Genomic DNA, 18233 nt, shown 5'->3' with positions numbered 1-18233 from the left:
ACTGGTAGGCATCCCCAGGGACGCCGAGTGCCCGGTCAGGAGGTGTGGTGGGCAGGTGAGTGCCCGGTCAGCGCTTCGCGACGAGGCCGATGACGGGGGGAGCCTTCTGCTCGACGACGGAGACGCGGAAGCCAGCCTGGGTGAGGGACTCCGAGGCCTTCTTGACGATGGTGGGGACCAGCTCGGGCTGCGTGGCCTCGTAGAAGAGGTAGAGCGCACCGCCGGGGACCAGGCGCTCGTGGAGCAGCGCGACCTCGTCGCGCGCCTCGCGCACCCAGAACAGGTTGACGTTGAAGGCGAAGACCTTCGTCAGCCGCTTGACCGGGACGCGGAGGGTCGCGAGGTCGATCTGCCGGACGGTGAGCCGGCCGCTGTCGACGTACTGCTGGCAGCGGCGCTTGGTGCGGTCGACCCCGGACTCGGAGCGGTCGATCGCGAAGAGCTTGCCGGTCTGGAGCCGCTGGCAGATCAGCTCTGCTCCGTGACCGGGGCCGCAGCCGATCTCGAGGATGTTGTCGTTGGGCTGCACGTCCATGAGGTCGACGGCCCACCGGATACGCGGCGGGATCTGCGGCAGGGGCATGGGTCCGATCCTGCCACTACCGGCGCTGCACAGTCAGCGACCCCCGGATAGGTTGGACGCCGTGAGTGACGCACGCGTGACGAGGGTGGCGGTGCTCGGCGCCCTGGGCAAGGTCGGCCGCGAGGTCTGCCGGGCCGTGGAGGAGTCCGACGACCTCGAGCTCGTGGCCCGGGTCGACGCCGGCGACAGCCTCGACGCGCTGGTCGAGTCCGGCGCCCAGGCCGTCGTGGACTTCACCCACCCCGACGTCGTGATGGACAACCTCCGCTTCTGCGTCGAGCACGGCATCCACGCGGTCGTCGGCACCACCGGGTTCGACGACCCGCGGCTCGACACCCTGCGTGGCTGGCTCGCCGACGCGCCCGGCGTCGGTGTCCTGATCGCCCCCAACTTCTCCATCGGCGCCGTGCTGATGATGCGCTTCGCCGCCCAGGCCGCCCCCTTCTACGAGAGCGTGGAGATCGTCGAGCTCCACCACCCCGACAAGGCCGACGCGCCCTCCGGCACCGCCCGGCGTACGGCGCAGCTGGTCGCCGCTGCGAGGGCGGAGGCCGGCAGCGGCCCGGTGCCCGACGCGACGTCGACCGGCCTCGAGGGCGCCCGGGGCGCCGAGGTCGACGGGGTCCACGTCCACGCGGTGCGCTCGCGCGGCCTGGTGGCCCACCAGGAGGTGCTCCTCGGCGGGCTGGGGGAGACCCTCACGATCCGCCACGACTCGATGGACCGGGCGTCGTTCACGCCCGGCGTCCTCACCGGTCTGCGTGCGATCGCCGACCACCCCGGCCTGACGGTCGGGCTCGAGGAGTTCCTCGGCCTCGACTGAGCCCGGCTCAGGTCACGAGCCGCAGCAGCGCCGCGGCCAGCGCAGCCCCGAAGACGACGACCAGGAACGGCGCCCGCAGGACCAGCAGCAGGACGGCCACGGCGAGCCCGGCCAGGCGGGCGTCGACGACCAGGGTGGGCCCGTCGGCGAACACCTGGACCGCGACGAGCGCGGCGAGGAGTGCGACCGGGATGTGGTCGGCGACGCGGGCCGCGACGGGGTGGTCGAGGACCTTCTCGGGCACCGACAACCCGGCGAGCTTGAGGAGGTAGCAGCCGATCCCGCCGGTGACCACGGCCACCCAGACGCTCATCGTGGGCCTCCCCGGCCGAGGACGCCCGCGAGGAGGGCGACGCCGCCCGCGGCGAGCACCGGGACGCCGGCGGCCGTGACCGGCACCAGCCCCAGGGCGAGGGCGGCCGCGACGACGGCCACGACCTGGTTGCGACGTTCCGAGAGCCGCGGCCAGACGAGGGCGAGGAAGGCGGCCCCGACCGCGGCGTCGAGCCCGTAGGCACGCGGGTCGCCCATCGCCGCGCCGGCGACGGCGCCGAGCAGGGTGAAGAGGTTCCAGAGCACGAAGATCGCGATGCCCGTGGTCAGGAAGCCGGTCCGGGCCAGCGATCGGTCCTCGTGGTTCACCGACATCGCCGTCGACTCGTCGATGAGCACGTGGGCCGCCGCCACGCGTGCAGGGCCGCCGAAGCCGAGCAGCGGGCCGACCCGCAGGCCGTAGAGGGTGTTGCGGGTGCCGAGCAGGAGGGCCGTGACCGCGCCGGTGACCGGCGTGCCCCCGCCGGCGAGGACGCCCACGAACGCGAACTGGGAGGCGCCGGTGAACATCAGCAGCGACAGCGCGCAGGTCTGCCACACGTCGAGGCCGGCAGCCACCGAGACCGCACCGAAGGAGGTCCCGTAGAGCCCGGTCGCGATCCCGACGCCCAGGCTGTCACGGACCACGGCGGCGCGGTCGGCCGTGGGGGCAGAGGTCACCCGGCGACCCTACGGCCCGCGCGGTGGGTCAGCGGCGACGGTGGACGCGCGTGGGACGCGGGGAGGAGTCGGAGAAGTCGTGGGTCGCGACGAACGCCAGCAGCAGCCCGGCACCGAGGCCGACCCCGACGCCGCCGAGGGGGAGCGCCAGCCAGCCGGCGAGCCAGACGCCGCCCGCGAGGCTCAGGACGAGCACGACCCCCGCGATCAGGAGTCGGTAGAGCTGCGGCAGCGGGCCCATGGCGCCCATCATGCCCCGGGAGGTCAAGCCTCGCTGCTGATCGCCGTGTGCAGCCGCACCTGCTTGACCGTCACCGATCCGGACCCGTCGAGGTCGAGCTCGCGGTGGGCGGTGTCGGGTGCCCAGCCGGCCGAGTCGAGGAAGCGGCGTACGGCGTCGTCGGCGGCGTTGGTCCAGGCGACGGCCCGGGTGAAGCGGTCGGCGGCGAGGGTGTCGACGGCCGCCTGGAGCAGCCGCGACCCGTGGCCGCGCCCGCGCTCCGGCGGGTCGACCGTCAGCTCGAGGACCTCGCCGTCGGCGACCGGGTCGCAGTCGGGGTCGGTGGCGGGGGAGGTGATCGCGAACCCGACGACGCGGTTGCGCTCGAGCGCGACCAGGACCCTCACCCGCGCGTCGACCGGCCGGCCGAGGACCTGGCGCCACGCGGCCTCGGCGTCGACGGCGTCAGCCGCGAGCGCCTCGGGTGGCAGCAGCGCGGCGAGGTCGACCGCGCGGGCCCGCAGCTGGAGGGCCGCGACGGCGGGAGCGTCGTCGGCCCAGGCGACCCGGCAGGAGACGTCGGCGGAGGGGCGTTCCATGGCCCCATCCTCGCACCGCGCGCGGTTGTTACAGCGATGGCGCTCGATTGTCGATTCGTGTAACAAACGGTGGTACCGTCGAGGCATGTACGGCAACGACTTCAGTGCGCCGGGTGAGGCGCCCGGCGAGGCTCCGCGGCCCCGGCCCGCGACCGCGGACGAGCCCGTCTCGTTCGCGGCGGTGATCGCCGACGACGGCCGGGTGGAGCCGCGCGACGAGATGCCGGAGGGCTACCGTCGGACGCTCGTTCGTCAGATCGCCCAGCACGCCCACTCCGAGATCATCGGCATGCAGCCGGAGGGCAACTGGATCTCCCGCGCCCCGAGCCTGCGTCGCAAGGCGATCCTCATGGCCAAGGTCCAGGACGAGGCCGGCCACGGCCTCTACCTCTACGCCGCCGCCGAGACGCTCGGCGCCGACCGCGCCGACCTGCTCGACCAGCTCCACTCGGGTCGCCAGAAGTACTCCTCGATCTTCAACTACCCGACGCTCACGTGGGCCGACGTCGGCGCGATCGGCTGGCTCGTCGACGGGGCCGCGATCGTGAACCAGGTCCCGCTGTGCCGCTGCTCCTACGGGCCCTACGCCCGCGCGATGGTGCGCGTGTGCAAGGAGGAGTCCTTCCACCAGCGGCAGGGGTTCGAGATCCTCCACACGCTGTCCCACGGCACCGCGGAGCAGAAGGCGATGGCGCAGGACGCCGTCGACCGCTACTGGTGGCCGTCGCTGATGATGTTCGGCCCGCCGGACGACGACTCGCCGAACTCCGCGCAGTCGATGGCGTGGGGGATCAAGAGGTTCTCCAACGACGACCTGCGCCAGCGGTTCGTCGACATGACGGTCCCGCAGGCCGAGGCGCTCGGCCTGACGCTGCCCGACCCCGAGATCCGGTGGAACGAGGAGCGCGGCCACTACGACTTCGGTGACATCGACTTCACCGAGCTGTTCGAGGTCATCAAGGGCAACGGTCCCTGCAACGCCCAGCGCCTCGCCCATCGGGTGAAGGCCCACGACGACGGGGCCTGGGTGCGCGAGGCGGCGTCGGCCTACGCCGCCAAGCAGTCGGCCCGGTCGGAGGGTGCCGCATGAGGGACTGGCCGCTCTGGGAGGTCTTCGTGCGCTCGCGCCGGGGCCTGTCCCACGTCCACGCCGGGTCGCTCCACGCCCCCGACGCGGAGATGGCGCTGCGCAACGCCCGTGATCTCTACACCCGCCGCCAGGAGGGCGTCTCGCTCTGGGTGGTGAGGTCCTCCGACATCGAGGCCTCCACCCCCGACGAGCGCGACTCCTTCTTCGACCCGGCGGCCGACAAGATCTACCGCCACCCGACGTTCTACGACGTGCCCGAAGGGGTCGAGCACCTGTGAGCGCCCCGGTGGTGACCGACCGTGACGGCTACGCGCTCGCCGTCGCCGACGACGCGCTGATCAGCGCCCAGCGGATGGGCTGGTGGATCAGCCGTGCCCCCCAGCTCGAGGAGGACGTCGCGCTGGCCAACATCGGGCTCGACCAGCTCGGACAGGCGCGCGCTCTGCTGGCCTCGGTCGGCGACGAGGACGAGCTCGCCTACCTCCGCGACGAGCGGGCCTTCCGCAACGTCCACCTCGTCGAGCGCGACCAGTCCGACTTCGGGGTCGCGATGGTGCGGCTGCTGCTCTTCAGCGCCTGGCAGAGCGAGCTCTACGCCGCGCTGCGGGCCAGCAGCGACCCCACGCTCGCCGGCGTCGCCGGCAAGGCGGTCAAGGAGGTCGCCTACCACCTCGACCACGCCTCCCGCTGGGTCGTGCGGCTCGGCGACGGCACCGGCGAGAGCCACCGCCGCGTGCAGGACGCCCTCGAGCAGGAGTGGCCGTTCCTCGACGAGCTCTTCGACGGCTCCTGGCTCGACTCCGCGCTGGTCGACCAGGGTGTCGCGGTCGATCCGGCCGGTCTCCGCGACGGCGTGCTCGCACGGGTGCTGCCGGTGCTGGAGGAGGCGACGCTGACCGTGCCCGAGGTCTCCCCGGCGCGCGGCGGCGGCCGCCAAGGCCTCCACACCGAGCAGATGGGCTATCTGCTGGCCGAGATGCAGCACCTCGCCCGTTCCCACCCGGGGGCGACGTGGTGACGACCACGACCGCCCGCGACGTCGCCGGCAGCGTCCTCGACCCCGAGCTGCCGGTCCTCTCCATCGACGACCTCGGCATCCTCCGTGACGTGACCGAGGACGACCAGGGTCGGGTCCATGTCCAGATCACGCCGACCTACTCAGGGTGTCCGGCGATGGAGACGATCCGGACCGACCTCGTCGAGGCGCTCACCACCGCCGGCTACCAGCACGTGTCGGTCGAGTTCGTGCTCTCGCCCGCGTGGACGACCGACTGGATCAGCGACGAGGGGCGCCGCAAGCTCGAGGAGTACGGCGTCGCACCCCCGGCACCCGCCGGTGCCGACGGCCCGGTGGCCCTCACCCTGTCGGTGCGGTGCCCCCACTGTGGGAGTGTCGACACCCGCGAGTCGAGCCGGTTCGGGTCGACCGCCTGCAAGGCGCTGTGGGTCTGCCAGTCCTGCCGCGAGCCCTTCGACCACTTCAAGACCCTGTGAGCGAAGCGAACGGACCCGTGCTGTGACGACCCACTCCGAGCTCCACCGCCTGGAGGTCGCCGCCGTCGACGAGCTGACCGACGACGCCGTGGCGATCACGTTCGCCGTGCCCGACGAGCTGCGGGCGGCGTACGCCTTCAGCCACGGGCAGCACCTCTCGATCCGTGGCGCCGACGACAAGAGACGCAGCTTCTCCATCTGCAGCTCACCCGCCTCCGGGGTGCTCCGGATCGGCGTGAAGCGGCTTCCCGGCGGCGCGTTCTCCGACGGGGTCGTCGGCTCGCTCCAGGTCGGCGACGAGCTCGAGGTCATGACCCCCGCGGGCCGCTTCACCACCGAGCTGGACCCCGAGGCCGCGCGCACCTACGTCGCGGTCGCGGCGGGCTCGGGCATCACGCCGATCCTGTCGATCATCACCGCGATCCTCGAGGGCGAACCCGCGGCGCGGGTGACCCTGGTCTACGCCAACCGCACGAGCCGGTCGGTGATGTTCCTCGACGAGGTCCACGACCTCAAGGACCGGTTCACCGAGCGCTTCCAGGTCATCCATGTGCTCTCACGCGAGCAGCACGACGTCGAGCTCCTCTCCGGACGCCTCGACACCGAGCGGTTCGGCCGCATCGTCGAGGAGTTCGGCCTCGGCGACGCCGACGACTGGTTCCTCTGCGGCCCCCAGCAGATGGTGGTCGACCTGCGGGAGCTGCTCACCGACCTCGGCGCCAAGCGCGTCCACACCGAGCTCTTCCACGCCGACCCCGCGCCGCGCGCGCCGGTCGCCTCGCTCGCCGACGGTGCCGACGGCGCTGCGGAGGTGACGATCCGGCTCGACGGCCGCAGCAGCAGCTTCGCGCTGCGCCCCGACGGCCCGCCCGTCCTCGAGGCCGCGCTCGACGTACGCTCCGACCTGCCGTTCGCCTGCAAGGGCGGCGTCTGCGGCACCTGCCGCGCGCGGCTGGTCGAGGGGACCGTCCAGATGGACGCCAACTACGCGCTCGAGCCCGACGAGGTCGAGCGTGGCTACGTCCTCACCTGCCAGTCGCACCCGACCGCACCGACGGTCGTCCTCGACTACGACGCGTAGGCCGGGTCGGGAACGTCAGCGGTAGCGCTCGGCGAGCGCCTGGCCGATCCGCACCTGCGGCTTCGGCAGCCGCATGAAGCGCAACTGCATCGAGCGCGACACGGCGTACCAGGTCGTGCCCCTGGTCGACTCGCCGGAGTCGGCGAAGCGGCGCTTGAGCTCGCGACCGAGGCGGAAGCGCAGGAAGAAGATGTCGAGGATGATCAGGAAGAACATGCCGACGAGGGTGAAGCTCCCGGCGTTCATCAACGCCGGGATGCCGGAGTACTGCATCACCAGCGTCACGAGCATCACCGGGATCACGATCTCCAGGAACGAGAAGCGGGTGTCGACGAAGTCGCGCACGAAGCGGCGCACCGGGCCCTTGTCGCGAGGCATGTAGTAGCGCTCGTCGCCGGTCTTCATCGCCTCGCGGATCTTCTGGCTCGACTCCATGCGCTGCTTGCGCTGCACGGCGGCCCGCTCCTTGCGGCTCCGGGGCGCCTTCGCCCTCGCCTTGGCCGCGGCCTCGGCCTCCTTGCGGGTCGGCGTCGGACGGCCCTTGCCGGTGGTCTTGCCCTGCTCCTCGGCGGGGTCGGTCGTGGGAGCGGGCTCGGACTTGGTGCGGCGGAACAACGCGAGGGCCTCTACTGGTCGGTGACTGCCCGGTGGCAGGGTGGGAAAGGAACGGGACAACCCTACCGGGGTCGGCCCGGACGCTCGCACGCGTTGGCTCTGGACCGTAGGGTTGGTCCATGAGCCTCATGAAGCGCATCAGCCTCATCTTCCGGTCGAAGGCCAACAAGGCGCTCGACCGTGCCGAGGACCCCCGCGAGACCCTCGACTACAGCTATCAGCGCCAGCAGGACCTGCTGGTGAAGGTACGCCGGGGTGTGGCCGACGTCGCCACCTCGCGCAAGCGCGTGGAGCTCCAGGTCAACCAGCTCGAGCAGCAGCAGGCCAAGCTCCAGGCCCAGGCCGAGAAGGCGATCTCCGTGGGGCGCGAGGACCTCGCCCGCGAGGCGCTGACCCGCAAGTCGGGGCTCAACCAGCAGATCACCGACCTCAAGACCCAGCACGCCCAGCTCCAGGGGGAGGAGGAGAAGCTCACCCTCGCCCAGCAGCGGCTGCAGGCGAAGGTCGAGGCCTTCCGGACCCGCAAGGAGACGATCAAGGCGACCTACACCGCCGCCGAGGCCCAGACCAAGATCAACGAGGCGATGTCCGGCATCGGCGAGGAGATGGGTGACGTCGGGCTGGCGATACAGCGTGCGGAGGACAAGACGGCCCAGATGCAGGCCCGCGCCGGCGCCATCGACGAGCTGATCGCCTCCGGTGCGCTCGACGACGTCAGCGCCCACGGGAGCGGCGACGACATCGCCCGCGAGCTCGACGCCCTCAGCTCCGGCTCCGACGTCGAGGCCGAGCTGGCCCGGCTCAAGGCCGGGTCGCAGCCGCAGGCGATCGAGGCCTCGGAGGGTGACATCCTCCGCGCCGAGCCGGAGAAGGTCGCCGAGTCGGACGACGAGACCAAGGCCTGACGGTGATCATCCGGATCCTCGGCGAGGGTCAGTTCGACGTCCCGGACGACGCGCTCGACCGGCTCAACGGTCTCGACGACGCCGTCGAGTCGAGCGTCGACGCGGGCGACGAGGGCGCGTTCGCCGGTGCGCTGGCGGCCCTGCTCGACGGGGTCCGCGACAGCGCGGTGCCCCACGAGCCCGGCACGCTCGACACCTCCGACCTGATCCTGCCCCACGCGGGGGCCACGCTCGAGGAGGTCCGCGACCTCCTCAGCGGCGACGGCCTGATCCCCGGCTGAGATGGCATCCTCGCGCTTCGTCCCCGACACCGGCCTCACCGTCCGGATGACCACGGTGCTGTTCCTGCTCGGTGGGCTCTTCGTGGCGCTCGTGGTCGCGATGATGTATCTCTTCAGCGACTTCTGGCTGCTCATCGGTCTCGCCGGCATCGGGGTGGCCTTCTACCAGTGGTGGTCCTCCGACACCGTCGCGATGCGCGCGATGCGGGCCCGCGAGGTGACCCCTCAGGAGGCGCCCGAGCTCCACGGCATGATCGACCGGCTCTGCGCGCTGGCCGACATGCCGAAGCCCCGTGTCGGCGTCGCCGACCTGGCGATCCCCAACGCCTTCGCCACCGGTCGCTCGCCGGACCGGGCGGTCGTCTGCGTCACCACCGGGATCCTCGGCAAGCTCACACCCGAGGAGCTCGAGGCGGTCCTGGCCCACGAGCTGTCCCACGTCGCCCACCGCGACGTGCTGGTCATGACCCTCGCCTCGTCGGCCGGCATCGTGGCCGGGATGCTGACCCGCGGCGCCCAGTTCGGAGCCCTCAGCCGGGGTCGCAGCAACAACAACGCGGGAGTGGCCTTCCTGGTCGCGCTCGTCGTCAGCCTCGTCGTCTACGCGATCAGCTTCTTCCTGACCCGGCTCCTGTCGCGCTATCGCGAGCTGTCGGCCGACCGGGCCGGTGCCTACCTCACGATGAAGCCGGCGGCCCTGGCCAGCGCGCTGCAGAAGATCACGGGCGAGATGTCGGCGATCCCCCAGAAGGACCTGCGCGCGAGCAAGGCGATGAACGCGTTCTTCATCGCGCCGGCCGTGAAGGGCGTCGACCTCAAGACCCTCACCTCGACCCACCCGTCGCTCGAGCAGCGGCTCGAGCAGCTGGCGCGGATCCAGGCCGAGCTGGGACGCCCGGAGGCCTGATGGGCCTCTGGAAGGCGATCACCGGCCGCAGTGAGCCGGTGCGCGCGGACCTCGACGCGCTCTTCGAGGTGCCGTCGGCGGCGATCATCCTCGAGACCGAGATGGGGCTGAGCCCGGTCGGCGAGGCGTCGGTCTGCTACCGCGCGGCCGGCGGTGCGGCCTTCCACCACACCCAGCGCGAGGCGATCGAGCTGCTCGAGGCCGATCCGGACGCGCCCGCCGTCCGCACCACCACCGACGACTTCGGCTTCACCTGGCTCACCGTCACGGCGGGGGAGACCGACCCCGTCGACGTGGCGGGGCTCTGCACCGACCTCCACGCCGTCAACACCGCCCTCGAGGGGGCCGGCTTCGGCCCGGCACTGCTGTGCACGCTGGTGCCGTTCGCCGACCCGGGCGGCCGCACCGTCGGGCTGGTCTACCTCTACAAGCAGGGCACGTTCTACGCCTTCGCCCCGACCGGTCCCCAGCAGCGCGACAACCTCACCGAGATCGCCCTGCGGGACGCGCTGTCCGCCGAGCTCCCGATGGAGAAGGACCTGAGCCGCTGGCTCGCGGTGTGGGAGGCTCCGGGGCTGTGAGCGAGACCGGGTCCGACGCCGACGAGCGGCGTATGGCGGCGCTCGAGCGTTACGGGGTGCTCGACCAGGCCGCGGCGCCGGGTCTGCAGGCCCTCGTCGACCTCGCCAGCCGGGTGGCGGGCGTGCCGAAGGCGACCATCAACCTCCACACCGACACCGAGCAGGTGCAAGTCGCCACGGTGGGCTTCGAGGCCGGGACGGTGCCGCGCGAGGCCTCGATGTGCGTGGTGGTGGTGGACCGGGAACAGCCGATCCTGCTGCCGGACGCCTCTGTCGACCCCCGCTACGCCGACAACCCCCACGTGACGGGCGAGCTGGCCAACATCCGTTTCTACGCTGCCCACCCCCTCCGCACTCCCGACGACGTGGTGATCGGGACGCTGTGCGTCTACGACGAGGAGATCCGCCCGGTCGACCCCGGCATGGAGGCGGAGCTGAAGGTCCTGGCCGACCGGATCGTCGACGTCCTCGAGCTCGACCTGACCTCGCGACGCCTGGCGGCCGCCAACGAGCAGCTGACCGTCGCGAACGAGGCGCTGGGTGCGTTCGCCGGCCAGGTCAGCCACGACCTCAAGAACCCCTTGGCCGCCGTCATCATGTCCCTGGGCCTGGTCCTCGAGGAGATCGGCGACCACCCGTCGCGCGACCTGGTGGAGCGTGCGGGCCGCAGCGCCCAGCGGATGTCGACCATGATCGGCGACCTGCTCGACTTCGCGGGCGGCCGCGTGAGCGACGTACGCCAGCCCGTCGACCTCGCCGGAGTGGTCGCGGAGGTCGTGGAGGACCTCGGCAGCGCGCTCGACGGTGCCGAGGTGGTGGTCGGCGACCTGCCCGTCGTCGACGCCGACCCCGCCCCGATCCGGGTGGTGGTGCAGAACCTGCTGGCCAACGCCGCCAAGTTCGCCCGGTCCGACGTCCCCACGAGGGTCGAGGTCGCGGGCTACCGCACCGACCGGTTCTGGCGCCTCGAGGTCGCCGACAACGGTCGTGGCATCCCCGTCGCCGACCGCAAGCGGGTCCTCGAGCCACTGGTCCGGCTCGACCGGAGGGTCCAGGGCTCGGGCATCGGCCTGGCCACCTGCGTGCGCATCGTCGCCGGCCACGGCGGCGCGCTCGGACTCGGTGACGGGCTCGCCGTCGGCGACGGCGAGCACGGCACCATGGTCTGGCTCGAGGTGCCGGTCGGCTGACGCCTGCTCAGTCCTTGTGAGACTTCCCCGGGAGGTCGAGCATCCGCTGGAGCGCGATCCGGGCCCACCGCTCGGTCTCGGGGTCGACCTCGATCCGGTTGACGACCTGGCCGGCGACGAGCGACTCCAGGGCCCACACGAGGTGGGGGAGGTCGATCCGGTTCATCGTCGAGCAGTAGCAGACGTTGCGGTCGAGGAACGAGATCGTCTTGTCGGGGTGGGCGGCCGCGAGCCGCTTGACCAGGTTGAGCTCGGTGCCGATCGCCCAGTGGGAGCCGGGCTCCGCCGCCTCGATCGTCTTGATGATGAACTCGGTCGACCCGATCAGGTCGGCCCTGAGCACCACGTCGTGGGTGCACTCGGGGTGGACGAGGATCTGGACGTCGGGGTCCTTCGCGCGCAGCTCGTCGACCACGTCGGCGGAGAACCGTCCGTGCACGGAGCAGTGGCCGCGCCACAGGATCATCCGGGCGTCGCGCAGCTGCTGCTCGGTGAGCCCGCCGCCGGGGAGCAGCGGGTTCCAGACCACGCAGTCGTCGAGGGAGAAACCCATCTCGAGCACGGCGGTGTTGCGGCCGAGGTGCTGGTCGGGCAGGAAGAGCACCTTCGCGTCGGGCTTCTGGGCGAAGGCCCAGTCGAGGGCGGTCTCGGCGTTGCTCGAGGTGCAGACGACGCCGTCGTGCCGGCCGACGAAGCCCTTGATGTCGGCGCTGGAGTTCATGTAGGTCACGGGGACGACGCTGTCCGCGACGCCGGCTGCGGTGAGGGCGTCCCAGGCGTCCTCGACCTGGGCGAGTCGCGCCATGTCGGCCATCGAGCAGCCGGCGGCGAGGTCGGGCAGCACGACCTGCTGGTGGTCGGCGGTGAGGATGTCGGCCGACTCGGCCATGAAGTGGACGCCGCAGAAGACGATGAACTCCGCCTCGGGGCGCGCTGCCGCGTCGCGCGCCAGCTTGAAGGAGTCGCCGGTGACGTCGGCGAACTGGATGACCTCGTCGCGCTGGTAGTGATGGCCGAGCACGAACACCCGCTCGCCCAACGCCTCCTTGGCGGCCCTCGCGCGTGCCACCAGGGCGGGGTCCGAGGCCTCGGGAAGATCGCCGGGGCACTCCACCCCGCGCTCGGTGTCGAGGTCGCGGCCACGACCGAGGGGGAGCAGGGGCAGGTCCACGGTGCTCATGACCAGATCCTAGAGCGGTGGGGTCTGGGGCCCTGGGGCGGTACTCCGGTGGATTTGTGTCGCGAAACGAGCGCTGGAGGACACAAATCGACCGGAGTACCCGCGTCAGCGGCCCGAGCAGCTCACAGCAGCGTGGGGTGCGGGAGGTAGGGCGCGGGGTCCTTCATCCGGCGCAGGGCGAGGAAGCCGCGCGACCAGACGTCGAGGCGTGCCGCCATCGCGAGGTCGATCGCCCAGTCGTTGGCGGCCGAGACGTGGGGCACCTCGACGGGGACGGCGGGATCGGCGGCGGCGAGCGCCTCCCACGTCAGCGACGCCGCGGCCTTGCGCGTCGTGGCGGCCAGGAGGATCGGGGCGCCGAGGTCGTTGACGTAGGCGTAGCCGGAGCCGGCGGGCCGGTCGGTGACGACCAGCCGGAGCTCCCGACCGAGCACGTCGTGGTCGGGGCCGTGGGCCGCTCCACGCGTACGCCGGTCGAGCGAGTCGAGCAGGTCGCGGTCGCCGGGCGTACCCTCCCGCACGTGGCGGACCACGGGCAGCACGTCGCGGGCCACGGTGCCGTGCAGCAGCATCTGCGGCTGCAGCCGGAAGCCGGCCAGCACGTAGCGGCGCAGCGCCTGCGGGTCCGCCGAGGCGTTGAGCATGCCGCGCAGGCAGCCGCGGCCGTGGTGGAGCGCGGCCTCGAGCAGCGCCCGGCCCAGCCCCTGGCCCTGCAACCCCGGCCGCACGGCGTACGACGCCAGGATCCACATCAGCTCACGCACGAGCGACGTCGCGAACCCGACCACCTCTCCGTCGACCTCCGCCACCCAGCAGCCGCCGGGGTCGGTGGCGAGCAGGTGGCGGGTCCGGACGTGCCACGCCGTCGAGCGGTGGGGTGGCCTGGCCGTCGGGTCGGGCCAGGCGCGCTGGAAGGTCCGCTGGTCCAGCGCCAGGAACGCCTGTGAGCTGAGCTGCTCGCAGGCCTCCACGTCGTCGTCACGCATCGGCCGGATCCGGGGACTCATCGCTCGGCAATGTACGGGGTCGGACAGGATGGGGGCATGCGAGTACTCGTGGCGCCCGACAAGTTCGCCGGCACCCTGACCGCGGTCGAGGCGGCCGAGGCGATCGCCGAGGGCTGGCACCGCCACGCCCCGGACGACGAGGTCGACCTGCTGCCGATGTCCGACGGCGGGCCGGGCTTCGTCGACGTCCTCGCGACCGCGCTGGGGGGCAGCCGCGAGCCCGTCGTGGTGCGCGGCCCCTTCGGCGACCCGGTGCCGGCGGAGGTCCTGCTCGTCGACGACACGGCCTACGTCGAGTCGGCCCAGGCGTGCGGTCTCCACCTCACCGGTGCCGAGCGGGCCGAGGAGGCCACGACGTACGGCGTCGGCGAGCTCGTCGTGGCCGCCCGCGAGGCCGGTGCGCGGACCGTCGTGGTCGGGCTCGGCGGCAGCGGCACGAACGACGGGGGAGCGGGCCTGCTGGCGGCTCTCGGCGCGACCGCCGACCGGCCCCTCGACCGCGGCTGCGCCGGGCTCGAGGGGATCTCGACCATCGAGCTGCCCGACCCCGGGGTCGCGCTCGTCGCCGCCAGCGACGTCGACAACCCGCTGACGGGTCTCTTCGGCGCGACCAAGACCTTCGGACCCCAGAAGGGCATCCCCGAGGAGCGGCTGCCGGCGGTGGACGGCCTGCTGGAGGGCTTCGCCGCGGCGGCGGGTCAGCGCACGGCACTGGAGAAGGGGGCCGGCGCCGCCGGCGGGCTCGGCTACGCGCTGCTGCTGCTGGGCGGCGAGCGGCGGGCGGGGCTCGACCTGGTCGCAGCCGCCACGGGGCTGCTGGAGCGGTGCCGCGCGGCCGACCTCGTCGTGACCGGGGAGGGGGCGTTCGACTTCTCCAGCCGGGCCGGCAAGGTCCCCTACGGCGTGGCGACGGTCGCGGCCGAGGCGATCCGGCCGTGCGTCGCGCTCGCGGGCGCGGTGCTCGTCGGTTCCCGGGAGATGCGCGCCCTGGGTGTCGAGTCCGCCCACTCCCTCGTCGACCTCGTGGGGGAGGAGCGTGCCTTCGCCGAGCCGGCTGCCTCGCTGGCCGAGCTCGCGGAGCGCGTGGCCAGGACCTGGTCGAGGTGAACGACGCGCGGCGGGCGCTGCTCGCCCTCGCCGCGGGCGGCGCGGTCGCCGTCCTCGGGTACGGCGCCTGGCGGCTCGCCTCGGCGCGTTACCTGGAGGACTACTGCCTGACGCGCGCCCCGCTGCCGCTGGGCGACCTCGAGATGTCGGTGGTGCGCGGCCCGTCCTTCGACGCGCCGTGGCGGCTGCGCTGCGACTGGCAGGCGGTCCCGGACGTCGTGGTCACCGACCCGGTCCCGGCCCTGGGGCTCGTGGCGGTCGGGGTGGTCGCGCTGGTCGTCGCGCTGGCAGTGCTGCGCAGCAGGCGAGTGGCCGCCTGACGGTCGGGATGGGGCTGGAATAACCCGCGGTGTGCGACCATTGAGCACGTAGGACCCCGAACCACTCCAGCGAGCCAGGGAGCGACAGACATGACCGAGCAGGTCGAGACCGAGCGCCGTACCGACCAGATCAACCTGAGCGCGGTCGCGGCGTCGAAGGTGAAGAGCCTCCTCGAGCAGGAGGGTCGCGACGACCTCCAGCTGCGTATCTCCGTGCAGCCCGGCGGCTGCTCCGGCCTGCGCTACCAGCTGTTCTTCGACGAGCGCACCCTCGACGGTGACGTCACCACCGACTTCGACGGCGTGACCGTCGTCGTCGACCGGATGAGCGTCCCCTACCTCAACGGCGCGATGATCGACTTCGTCGACAGCATCGAGAAGCAGGGCTTCACCATCGACAACCCGAACGCCACCGGCTCCTGCGCCTGCGGCGACTCGTTCCACTGATCTGACCGCAAGAGCCCCCTCCGGCCGTGCCGGAGGGGGCTCTTCGCGTCTGCTGGTCAGTCCGTGTAGAGCGCCCGCGCGAGTCGTGCGGCGGCCTCGCTGACGCGGATCTCCCGCTTCGGCACCTCGCGGTAGTCCTCGAAGCGGATGCTCGGGGCCGGGGCGACGGCCTTCTCGGCGGCCCGCTCCAGTCGCAGGTGGCGTCCGGCCTCGAGGCAGTCGGCGCGCATCTGGGCCGGGGTGGCGAAGTCGTCGGAGGCGTGGCTCATGTCGACGACGCTAGGGGCTACCGCGGGGTATCCCCACAGGTACCGATCGGTAGTCTTCCGTGTCGTGTCCCTGCTGATCGCCGGTTCCATCGCCACCGACCACCTGATGAGCTTCCAGGGGAAGTTCTCCGACTCCCTCGTCGTCGACCAGCTCGACAAGCTGTCGGTGTCGTTCCTCGTCGACGACCTCGACGTGCGCCGCGGCGGCTGCGCGGCCAACATCAGCTTCGGCCTCGGCAACCTCGGCCTCGAGCCGGTGCTGGTCGGTGCGGTCGGCGAGGACTTCGGCGACTACCGCGCCTGGCTGGAGCGCCACCGCGTCGACTGCGGTTCGGTCCACGTCTCCGAGACGCGGCACACCGCCCGGTTCGTCTGCACGACCGACTCCGCCGACGCCCAGATCGCCAGCTTCTACCCGGGCGCGATGAGCGAGGCCCGCGAGATCGAGCTCAAGCCCATCGTCGACCGGGTGGGGGAGCCCGACTACGTCCTCGTCGGCCCGGACGACCCGGAGGCGATGATCCGCCACACCGACGAGTGCCGCCAGCGCGGCTACCCGTTCGTCGCCGACCCGAGCCAGCAGCTCGCCTTCGGCGACGGCGACATGATCCGGCCGCTGGTCGACGGCGCCCACATCCTCGTCTCCAACGAGTACGAGTCGTCGCTCATCACCCAGAAGACCGGCTGGACCCACGACGAGGTGCTCGAGCGGGTCGGGACGTGGGTGATCACGCTCGGCCCCCGGGGCGTGCGGATCGAGCGACAGGGCGAGGAGCCGTTCGAGGTCGCGGCCGTGCCCGAGGTCGACAAGAAGGAGCCCACCGGCGTCGGCGACGCCTTCCGGGCCGGCCTGCTCGCTGGCCTGAGCTGGGGGCTCTCCGCCGAGCGCGCGGCCCAGCTGGGCTGCCTGCTGGCGGTCTACGTCGTCGAGCAGGTCGGCACCCAGGAGTACACGCTCACCCGGTCCCACTTCCTCGCCCGCTGCGAGGCGGCGTACGGCGGGGACGCGGCCGCCGAGATCGGCGAGCACCTCCGCACCCTGCGCTGACCGAGTCGCGGGTTCGTGACGGCCGAGTCGCGGACTTGTGACCGCCGAGTCGCGGGTTGGTGACGGTCTACGCCCGTCGGCGTACGACGAACACCGGGGTGCCGTCGTCGGCGACCTCCTCGCCGACGTAGTCCTGCTCCCGCATCCGGCACCACGCCGGGACGTCGACCCGGGCGGCGACGTCGGTGGCCGCCACGGCGACGGTGCCGCCGACCGGGACGTCCTCGATGCGCCGGGCCAGCTCGATCACCGGCATCGGACAGCGCATGCCGCGGCAGTCGAGCTCGAGGTCGGCCACTATAGACCCACCTCGGCGCGCAGGTCCGTGACGACGCCGGGCAGGACGGCGAGGAACCGGTCGACCTCCGCCTCGGTCGTGGTGCGCCCCAGCGAGAGCCGGACGTTGCCGTGGGTGAGCACCCGCATCGCGCTGAGGACGGCGCTCGGCTCGAGGGTCGAGGCGGCGCACGCCGACCCGCTCGCGACACCGAAGCCGTGGCGGTCGAGGGCGTGGACCAGCGCTTCGCCGTCGACGTAGAGGAACGAGAAGGTCACCAGGTGGGGGAGCCGGCGGTCGGGGTCGCCGACGACCTCGGCGTCCGGGATCCGCGCCACCGAGGCCCGGATCCGGTCGACCAGGGCGTGCTGCCGTGCGTTGACCTCGTTGCGCTCGGCGACCACCGCCTGCAGCGCCGCGGCTGCGGCGAGCGCCCCCGGCACGTTCTCGAAGCCGGCCACCCGCTCGTCGACCCGGTCGTCGCCGGGGAACGGGTTGCGCCACCGGGCTCCCTTGCGCACCAGCATCACCCCGACGCCGGCGGGTCCGCCCCACTTGTGCGCCGACCCGGCCGCGACCGCCCAGCCGCCGGGGAGGGGGAGGCGACCCATGGAGGCGCAGGCGTCGGTGAACAGCGGGATGTCGTTCGGCAGGTGGAGCTCGCCGACGTCCTGCAGCGTCCCGACCTCGTGGTTGGCGGTCTGGAGGGCGGCCACGGCCACACCCGGCGCGATGCCCTCCTGGACCAGGTCGCCGTCGTGGACCCGGCCCCACTCGTCGCACTGGACCTCGACCGGGTCGCCGGCCCAGGCCGCGGCGTGGCGGACGGCGGAGTGCTCCACGGCCGAGTGGACCACCCGCCGACCCCGCGAGGAGCCCTGCACGAGCCCCAGCAGGCCCCGGTGGACGGCCTCGGTGCCGGAGCCGGTGAACGACACCTCGTCGGGTCGTACGCCGAGCGCCTCGGCGGTGGCCGCGCGGGCGTTGTTCAGCATCAGCCGGGCGTGGCGTCCGGGCCGGTGGAGGCGCCGCGGATCGGCGTACCCCTGCTCGTACGCCGCGCGCAGGACCTCCTGTGCCGCCGGGTGGAGCGGCTCCCCGGACGCCGTGTCGAGCTCGGTGCGGGGCGCGGTCACGGGGGCCAACCTACGCCGGTGCCCCGTGCGCTCCGCGGGGTGACGTTGGGATAGTCTGAGCGAGTCCTGTCCGCACGTGA

General features: G+C 72.5%; 26 protein-coding genes. 15 read left to right on the top strand and 11 right to left on the bottom strand.

What is annotated here, in order from left to right:
• Nucleotides 1-67: 67 nt before the first annotated feature.
• Nucleotides 68-583: a class I SAM-dependent methyltransferase gene (locus ABD091_RS02160; protein WP_343915484.1), complete on the bottom strand. Its 516-nt coding sequence runs from the start codon at nt 581-583 to the stop codon at nt 68-70.
• A gap of 76 nt (nt 584-659) precedes the next feature.
• Here ABD091_RS02160 and dapB point away from each other — a divergent pair, with 76 nt between their 5' ends.
• Nucleotides 660-1406, top strand: a complete 747-nt coding sequence (gene dapB, locus ABD091_RS02155; RefSeq protein WP_343920869.1) for a 4-hydroxy-tetrahydrodipicolinate reductase — start codon at nt 660-662, stop codon at nt 1404-1406.
• A gap of 7 nt (nt 1407-1413) precedes the next feature.
• Here the strand turns inward: dapB and ABD091_RS02150 are convergent, their stop codons facing one another.
• The 4 genes from ABD091_RS02150 to ABD091_RS02135 are packed head-to-tail and all read right to left on the bottom strand — an operon-like array spanning nt 1414 to nt 3218.
• Nucleotides 1414-1719: an AzlD domain-containing protein gene (locus ABD091_RS02150; RefSeq protein WP_343915483.1), complete on the bottom strand. Its 306-nt coding sequence runs from the start codon at nt 1717-1719 to the stop codon at nt 1414-1416.
• Nucleotides 1716-2399 carry an AzlC family ABC transporter permease gene (locus ABD091_RS02145; protein WP_343915482.1) on the bottom strand — a complete coding sequence of 228 codons (684 nt, stop codon included), beginning with the start codon at nt 2397-2399 and terminating at the stop codon, nt 1716-1718. Before ABD091_RS02145 ends, ABD091_RS02150 begins: the two co-directional genes overlap by 4 nt.
• Nucleotides 2400-2427: 28 nt before the next feature.
• Nucleotides 2428-2640, bottom strand: a complete 213-nt coding sequence (locus tag ABD091_RS02140) for a hypothetical protein (RefSeq protein WP_343915481.1) — start codon at nt 2638-2640, stop codon at nt 2428-2430.
• Nucleotides 2641-2663: 23 nt separating this feature from the next.
• A complete protein-coding gene (locus tag ABD091_RS02135; protein ID WP_343915480.1) occupies nt 2664-3218 on the bottom strand; it encodes a GNAT family N-acetyltransferase in 555 nt (184 codons plus the stop codon).
• A gap of 85 nt (nt 3219-3303) precedes the next feature.
• Here ABD091_RS02135 and paaA point away from each other — a divergent pair, with 85 nt between their 5' ends.
• The 5 genes from paaA to paaE are packed head-to-tail and all read left to right on the top strand — an operon-like array spanning nt 3304 to nt 6883.
• Nucleotides 3304-4308: a 1,2-phenylacetyl-CoA epoxidase subunit PaaA gene (gene paaA, locus ABD091_RS02130; protein ID WP_343915479.1), complete on the top strand. Its 1005-nt coding sequence runs from the start codon at nt 3304-3306 to the stop codon at nt 4306-4308.
• A complete protein-coding gene (gene paaB / locus ABD091_RS02125; protein WP_343915478.1) occupies nt 4305-4586 on the top strand; it encodes a 1,2-phenylacetyl-CoA epoxidase subunit PaaB in 282 nt (93 codons plus the stop codon). The genes paaA and paaB overlap by 4 nt, the downstream gene beginning before the upstream one ends.
• Nucleotides 4583-5326, top strand: a complete 744-nt coding sequence (gene paaC, locus ABD091_RS02120) for a 1,2-phenylacetyl-CoA epoxidase subunit PaaC (RefSeq protein ID WP_343915477.1) — start codon at nt 4583-4585, stop codon at nt 5324-5326. The genes paaB and paaC overlap by 4 nt, the downstream gene beginning before the upstream one ends.
• Nucleotides 5323-5802, top strand: coding sequence for a 1,2-phenylacetyl-CoA epoxidase subunit PaaD (gene paaD, locus ABD091_RS02115; RefSeq protein ID WP_343915476.1), 480 nt, complete (start codon nt 5323-5325; stop codon nt 5800-5802). Before paaC ends, paaD begins: the two co-directional genes overlap by 4 nt.
• A 22-nt stretch (nt 5803-5824) precedes the next feature.
• Nucleotides 5825-6883 (top strand): 1,2-phenylacetyl-CoA epoxidase subunit PaaE, encoded by a 1059-nt coding sequence (gene paaE, locus ABD091_RS02110; protein ID WP_343915474.1) that lies wholly within the window; start codon nt 5825-5827, stop codon nt 6881-6883.
• 15 nt (nt 6884-6898) lie between these two features.
• Here the strand turns inward: paaE and ABD091_RS02105 are convergent, their stop codons facing one another.
• The gene (locus tag ABD091_RS02105; protein WP_343915473.1) at nt 6899-7498 is read right to left on the bottom strand and encodes a DUF3043 domain-containing protein; all 600 of its coding nucleotides are present in this window, start codon (nt 7496-7498) and stop codon (nt 6899-6901) included.
• 119 nt (nt 7499-7617) lie between these two features.
• Between ABD091_RS02105 and ABD091_RS02100 the strand changes: the two genes are divergently transcribed.
• The 5 genes from ABD091_RS02100 to ABD091_RS02080 are packed head-to-tail and all read left to right on the top strand — an operon-like array spanning nt 7618 to nt 11362.
• On the top strand, nt 7618-8403 hold the full coding sequence (locus ABD091_RS02100; protein WP_343915472.1) for a PspA/IM30 family protein: 786 nt from the start codon (nt 7618-7620) through the stop codon (nt 8401-8403).
• 2 nt (nt 8404-8405) lie between these two features.
• Entirely contained in the window at nt 8406-8684 is a 279-nt protein-coding gene (pspAA, locus tag ABD091_RS02095; protein WP_343915471.1) for a PspA-associated protein PspAA, read from the top strand.
• 1 nt (nt 8685) lies between these two features.
• Nucleotides 8686-9591: a zinc metalloprotease HtpX gene (gene htpX / locus ABD091_RS02090; protein ID WP_343915470.1), complete on the top strand. Its 906-nt coding sequence runs from the start codon at nt 8686-8688 to the stop codon at nt 9589-9591.
• Nucleotides 9591-10172, top strand: a complete 582-nt coding sequence (gene pspAB / locus ABD091_RS02085) for a PspA-associated protein PspAB (protein WP_343915469.1) — start codon at nt 9591-9593, stop codon at nt 10170-10172. Before htpX ends, pspAB begins: the two co-directional genes overlap by 1 nt.
• Nucleotides 10169-11362, top strand: coding sequence for a sensor histidine kinase (locus ABD091_RS02080; RefSeq protein ID WP_343915468.1), 1194 nt, complete (start codon nt 10169-10171; stop codon nt 11360-11362). The genes pspAB and ABD091_RS02080 overlap by 4 nt, the downstream gene beginning before the upstream one ends.
• Before the next feature lie 7 nt (nt 11363-11369).
• On the opposite strand, the gene nadA is transcribed toward ABD091_RS02080, so the two are convergent.
• A complete protein-coding gene (gene nadA, locus ABD091_RS02075) occupies nt 11370-12542 on the bottom strand; it encodes a quinolinate synthase NadA (RefSeq protein WP_343915467.1) in 1173 nt (390 codons plus the stop codon).
• Between the two features lie 122 nt (nt 12543-12664).
• Nucleotides 12665-13549, bottom strand: a complete 885-nt coding sequence (locus ABD091_RS02070; RefSeq protein WP_343915466.1) for a GNAT family N-acetyltransferase — start codon at nt 13547-13549, stop codon at nt 12665-12667.
• Between the two features lie 36 nt (nt 13550-13585).
• Between ABD091_RS02070 and ABD091_RS02065 the strand changes: the two genes are divergently transcribed.
• The 3 genes from ABD091_RS02065 (at nt 13586) to erpA (ending at nt 15423) form a co-directional block, all read left to right on the top strand.
• Nucleotides 13586-14656 carry a glycerate kinase family protein gene (locus tag ABD091_RS02065; RefSeq protein ID WP_343915465.1) on the top strand — a complete coding sequence of 357 codons (1071 nt, stop codon included), beginning with the start codon at nt 13586-13588 and terminating at the stop codon, nt 14654-14656.
• Nucleotides 14653-14976 (top strand): hypothetical protein, encoded by a 324-nt coding sequence (locus tag ABD091_RS02060; protein WP_343915464.1) that lies wholly within the window; start codon nt 14653-14655, stop codon nt 14974-14976. The genes ABD091_RS02065 and ABD091_RS02060 overlap by 4 nt, the downstream gene beginning before the upstream one ends.
• Before the next feature lie 90 nt (nt 14977-15066).
• Nucleotides 15067-15423: an iron-sulfur cluster insertion protein ErpA gene (gene erpA, locus ABD091_RS02055; RefSeq protein WP_343915463.1), complete on the top strand. Its 357-nt coding sequence runs from the start codon at nt 15067-15069 to the stop codon at nt 15421-15423.
• A gap of 56 nt (nt 15424-15479) precedes the next feature.
• On the opposite strand, the gene ABD091_RS02050 is transcribed toward erpA, so the two are convergent.
• Complete coding sequence (locus tag ABD091_RS02050) at nt 15480-15692, bottom strand: hypothetical protein (RefSeq protein ID WP_343915462.1); 213 nt, start codon at nt 15690-15692, stop codon at nt 15480-15482.
• A 64-nt stretch (nt 15693-15756) separates the two neighbouring features.
• Here ABD091_RS02050 and ABD091_RS02045 point away from each other — a divergent pair, with 64 nt between their 5' ends.
• Nucleotides 15757-16740, top strand: coding sequence for a carbohydrate kinase family protein (locus ABD091_RS02045; RefSeq protein ID WP_343915461.1), 984 nt, complete (start codon nt 15757-15759; stop codon nt 16738-16740).
• Nucleotides 16741-16807: 67 nt separating this feature from the next.
• Here ABD091_RS02045 and ABD091_RS02040 read toward each other — a convergent pair whose 3' ends face one another.
• The gene (locus ABD091_RS02040; RefSeq protein ID WP_343915460.1) at nt 16808-17038 is read right to left on the bottom strand and encodes a sulfurtransferase TusA family protein; all 231 of its coding nucleotides are present in this window, start codon (nt 17036-17038) and stop codon (nt 16808-16810) included.
• Nucleotides 17038-18153 carry a cysteine desulfurase family protein gene (locus tag ABD091_RS02035; RefSeq protein WP_343915459.1) on the bottom strand — a complete coding sequence of 372 codons (1116 nt, stop codon included), beginning with the start codon at nt 18151-18153 and terminating at the stop codon, nt 17038-17040. Before ABD091_RS02035 ends, ABD091_RS02040 begins: the two co-directional genes overlap by 1 nt.
• Between the last annotated feature and the right edge of the window lie 80 nt (nt 18154-18233).

Source organism: Nocardioides aestuarii, from assembly GCF_039527245.1.
GTDB lineage: Bacteria > Actinomycetota > Actinomycetes > Propionibacteriales > Nocardioidaceae > Nocardioides > Nocardioides aestuarii.
The sequence above is the reverse complement of the archived record's forward strand: the minus strand, read 5'-3'. Positions and strand labels throughout refer to the sequence as shown.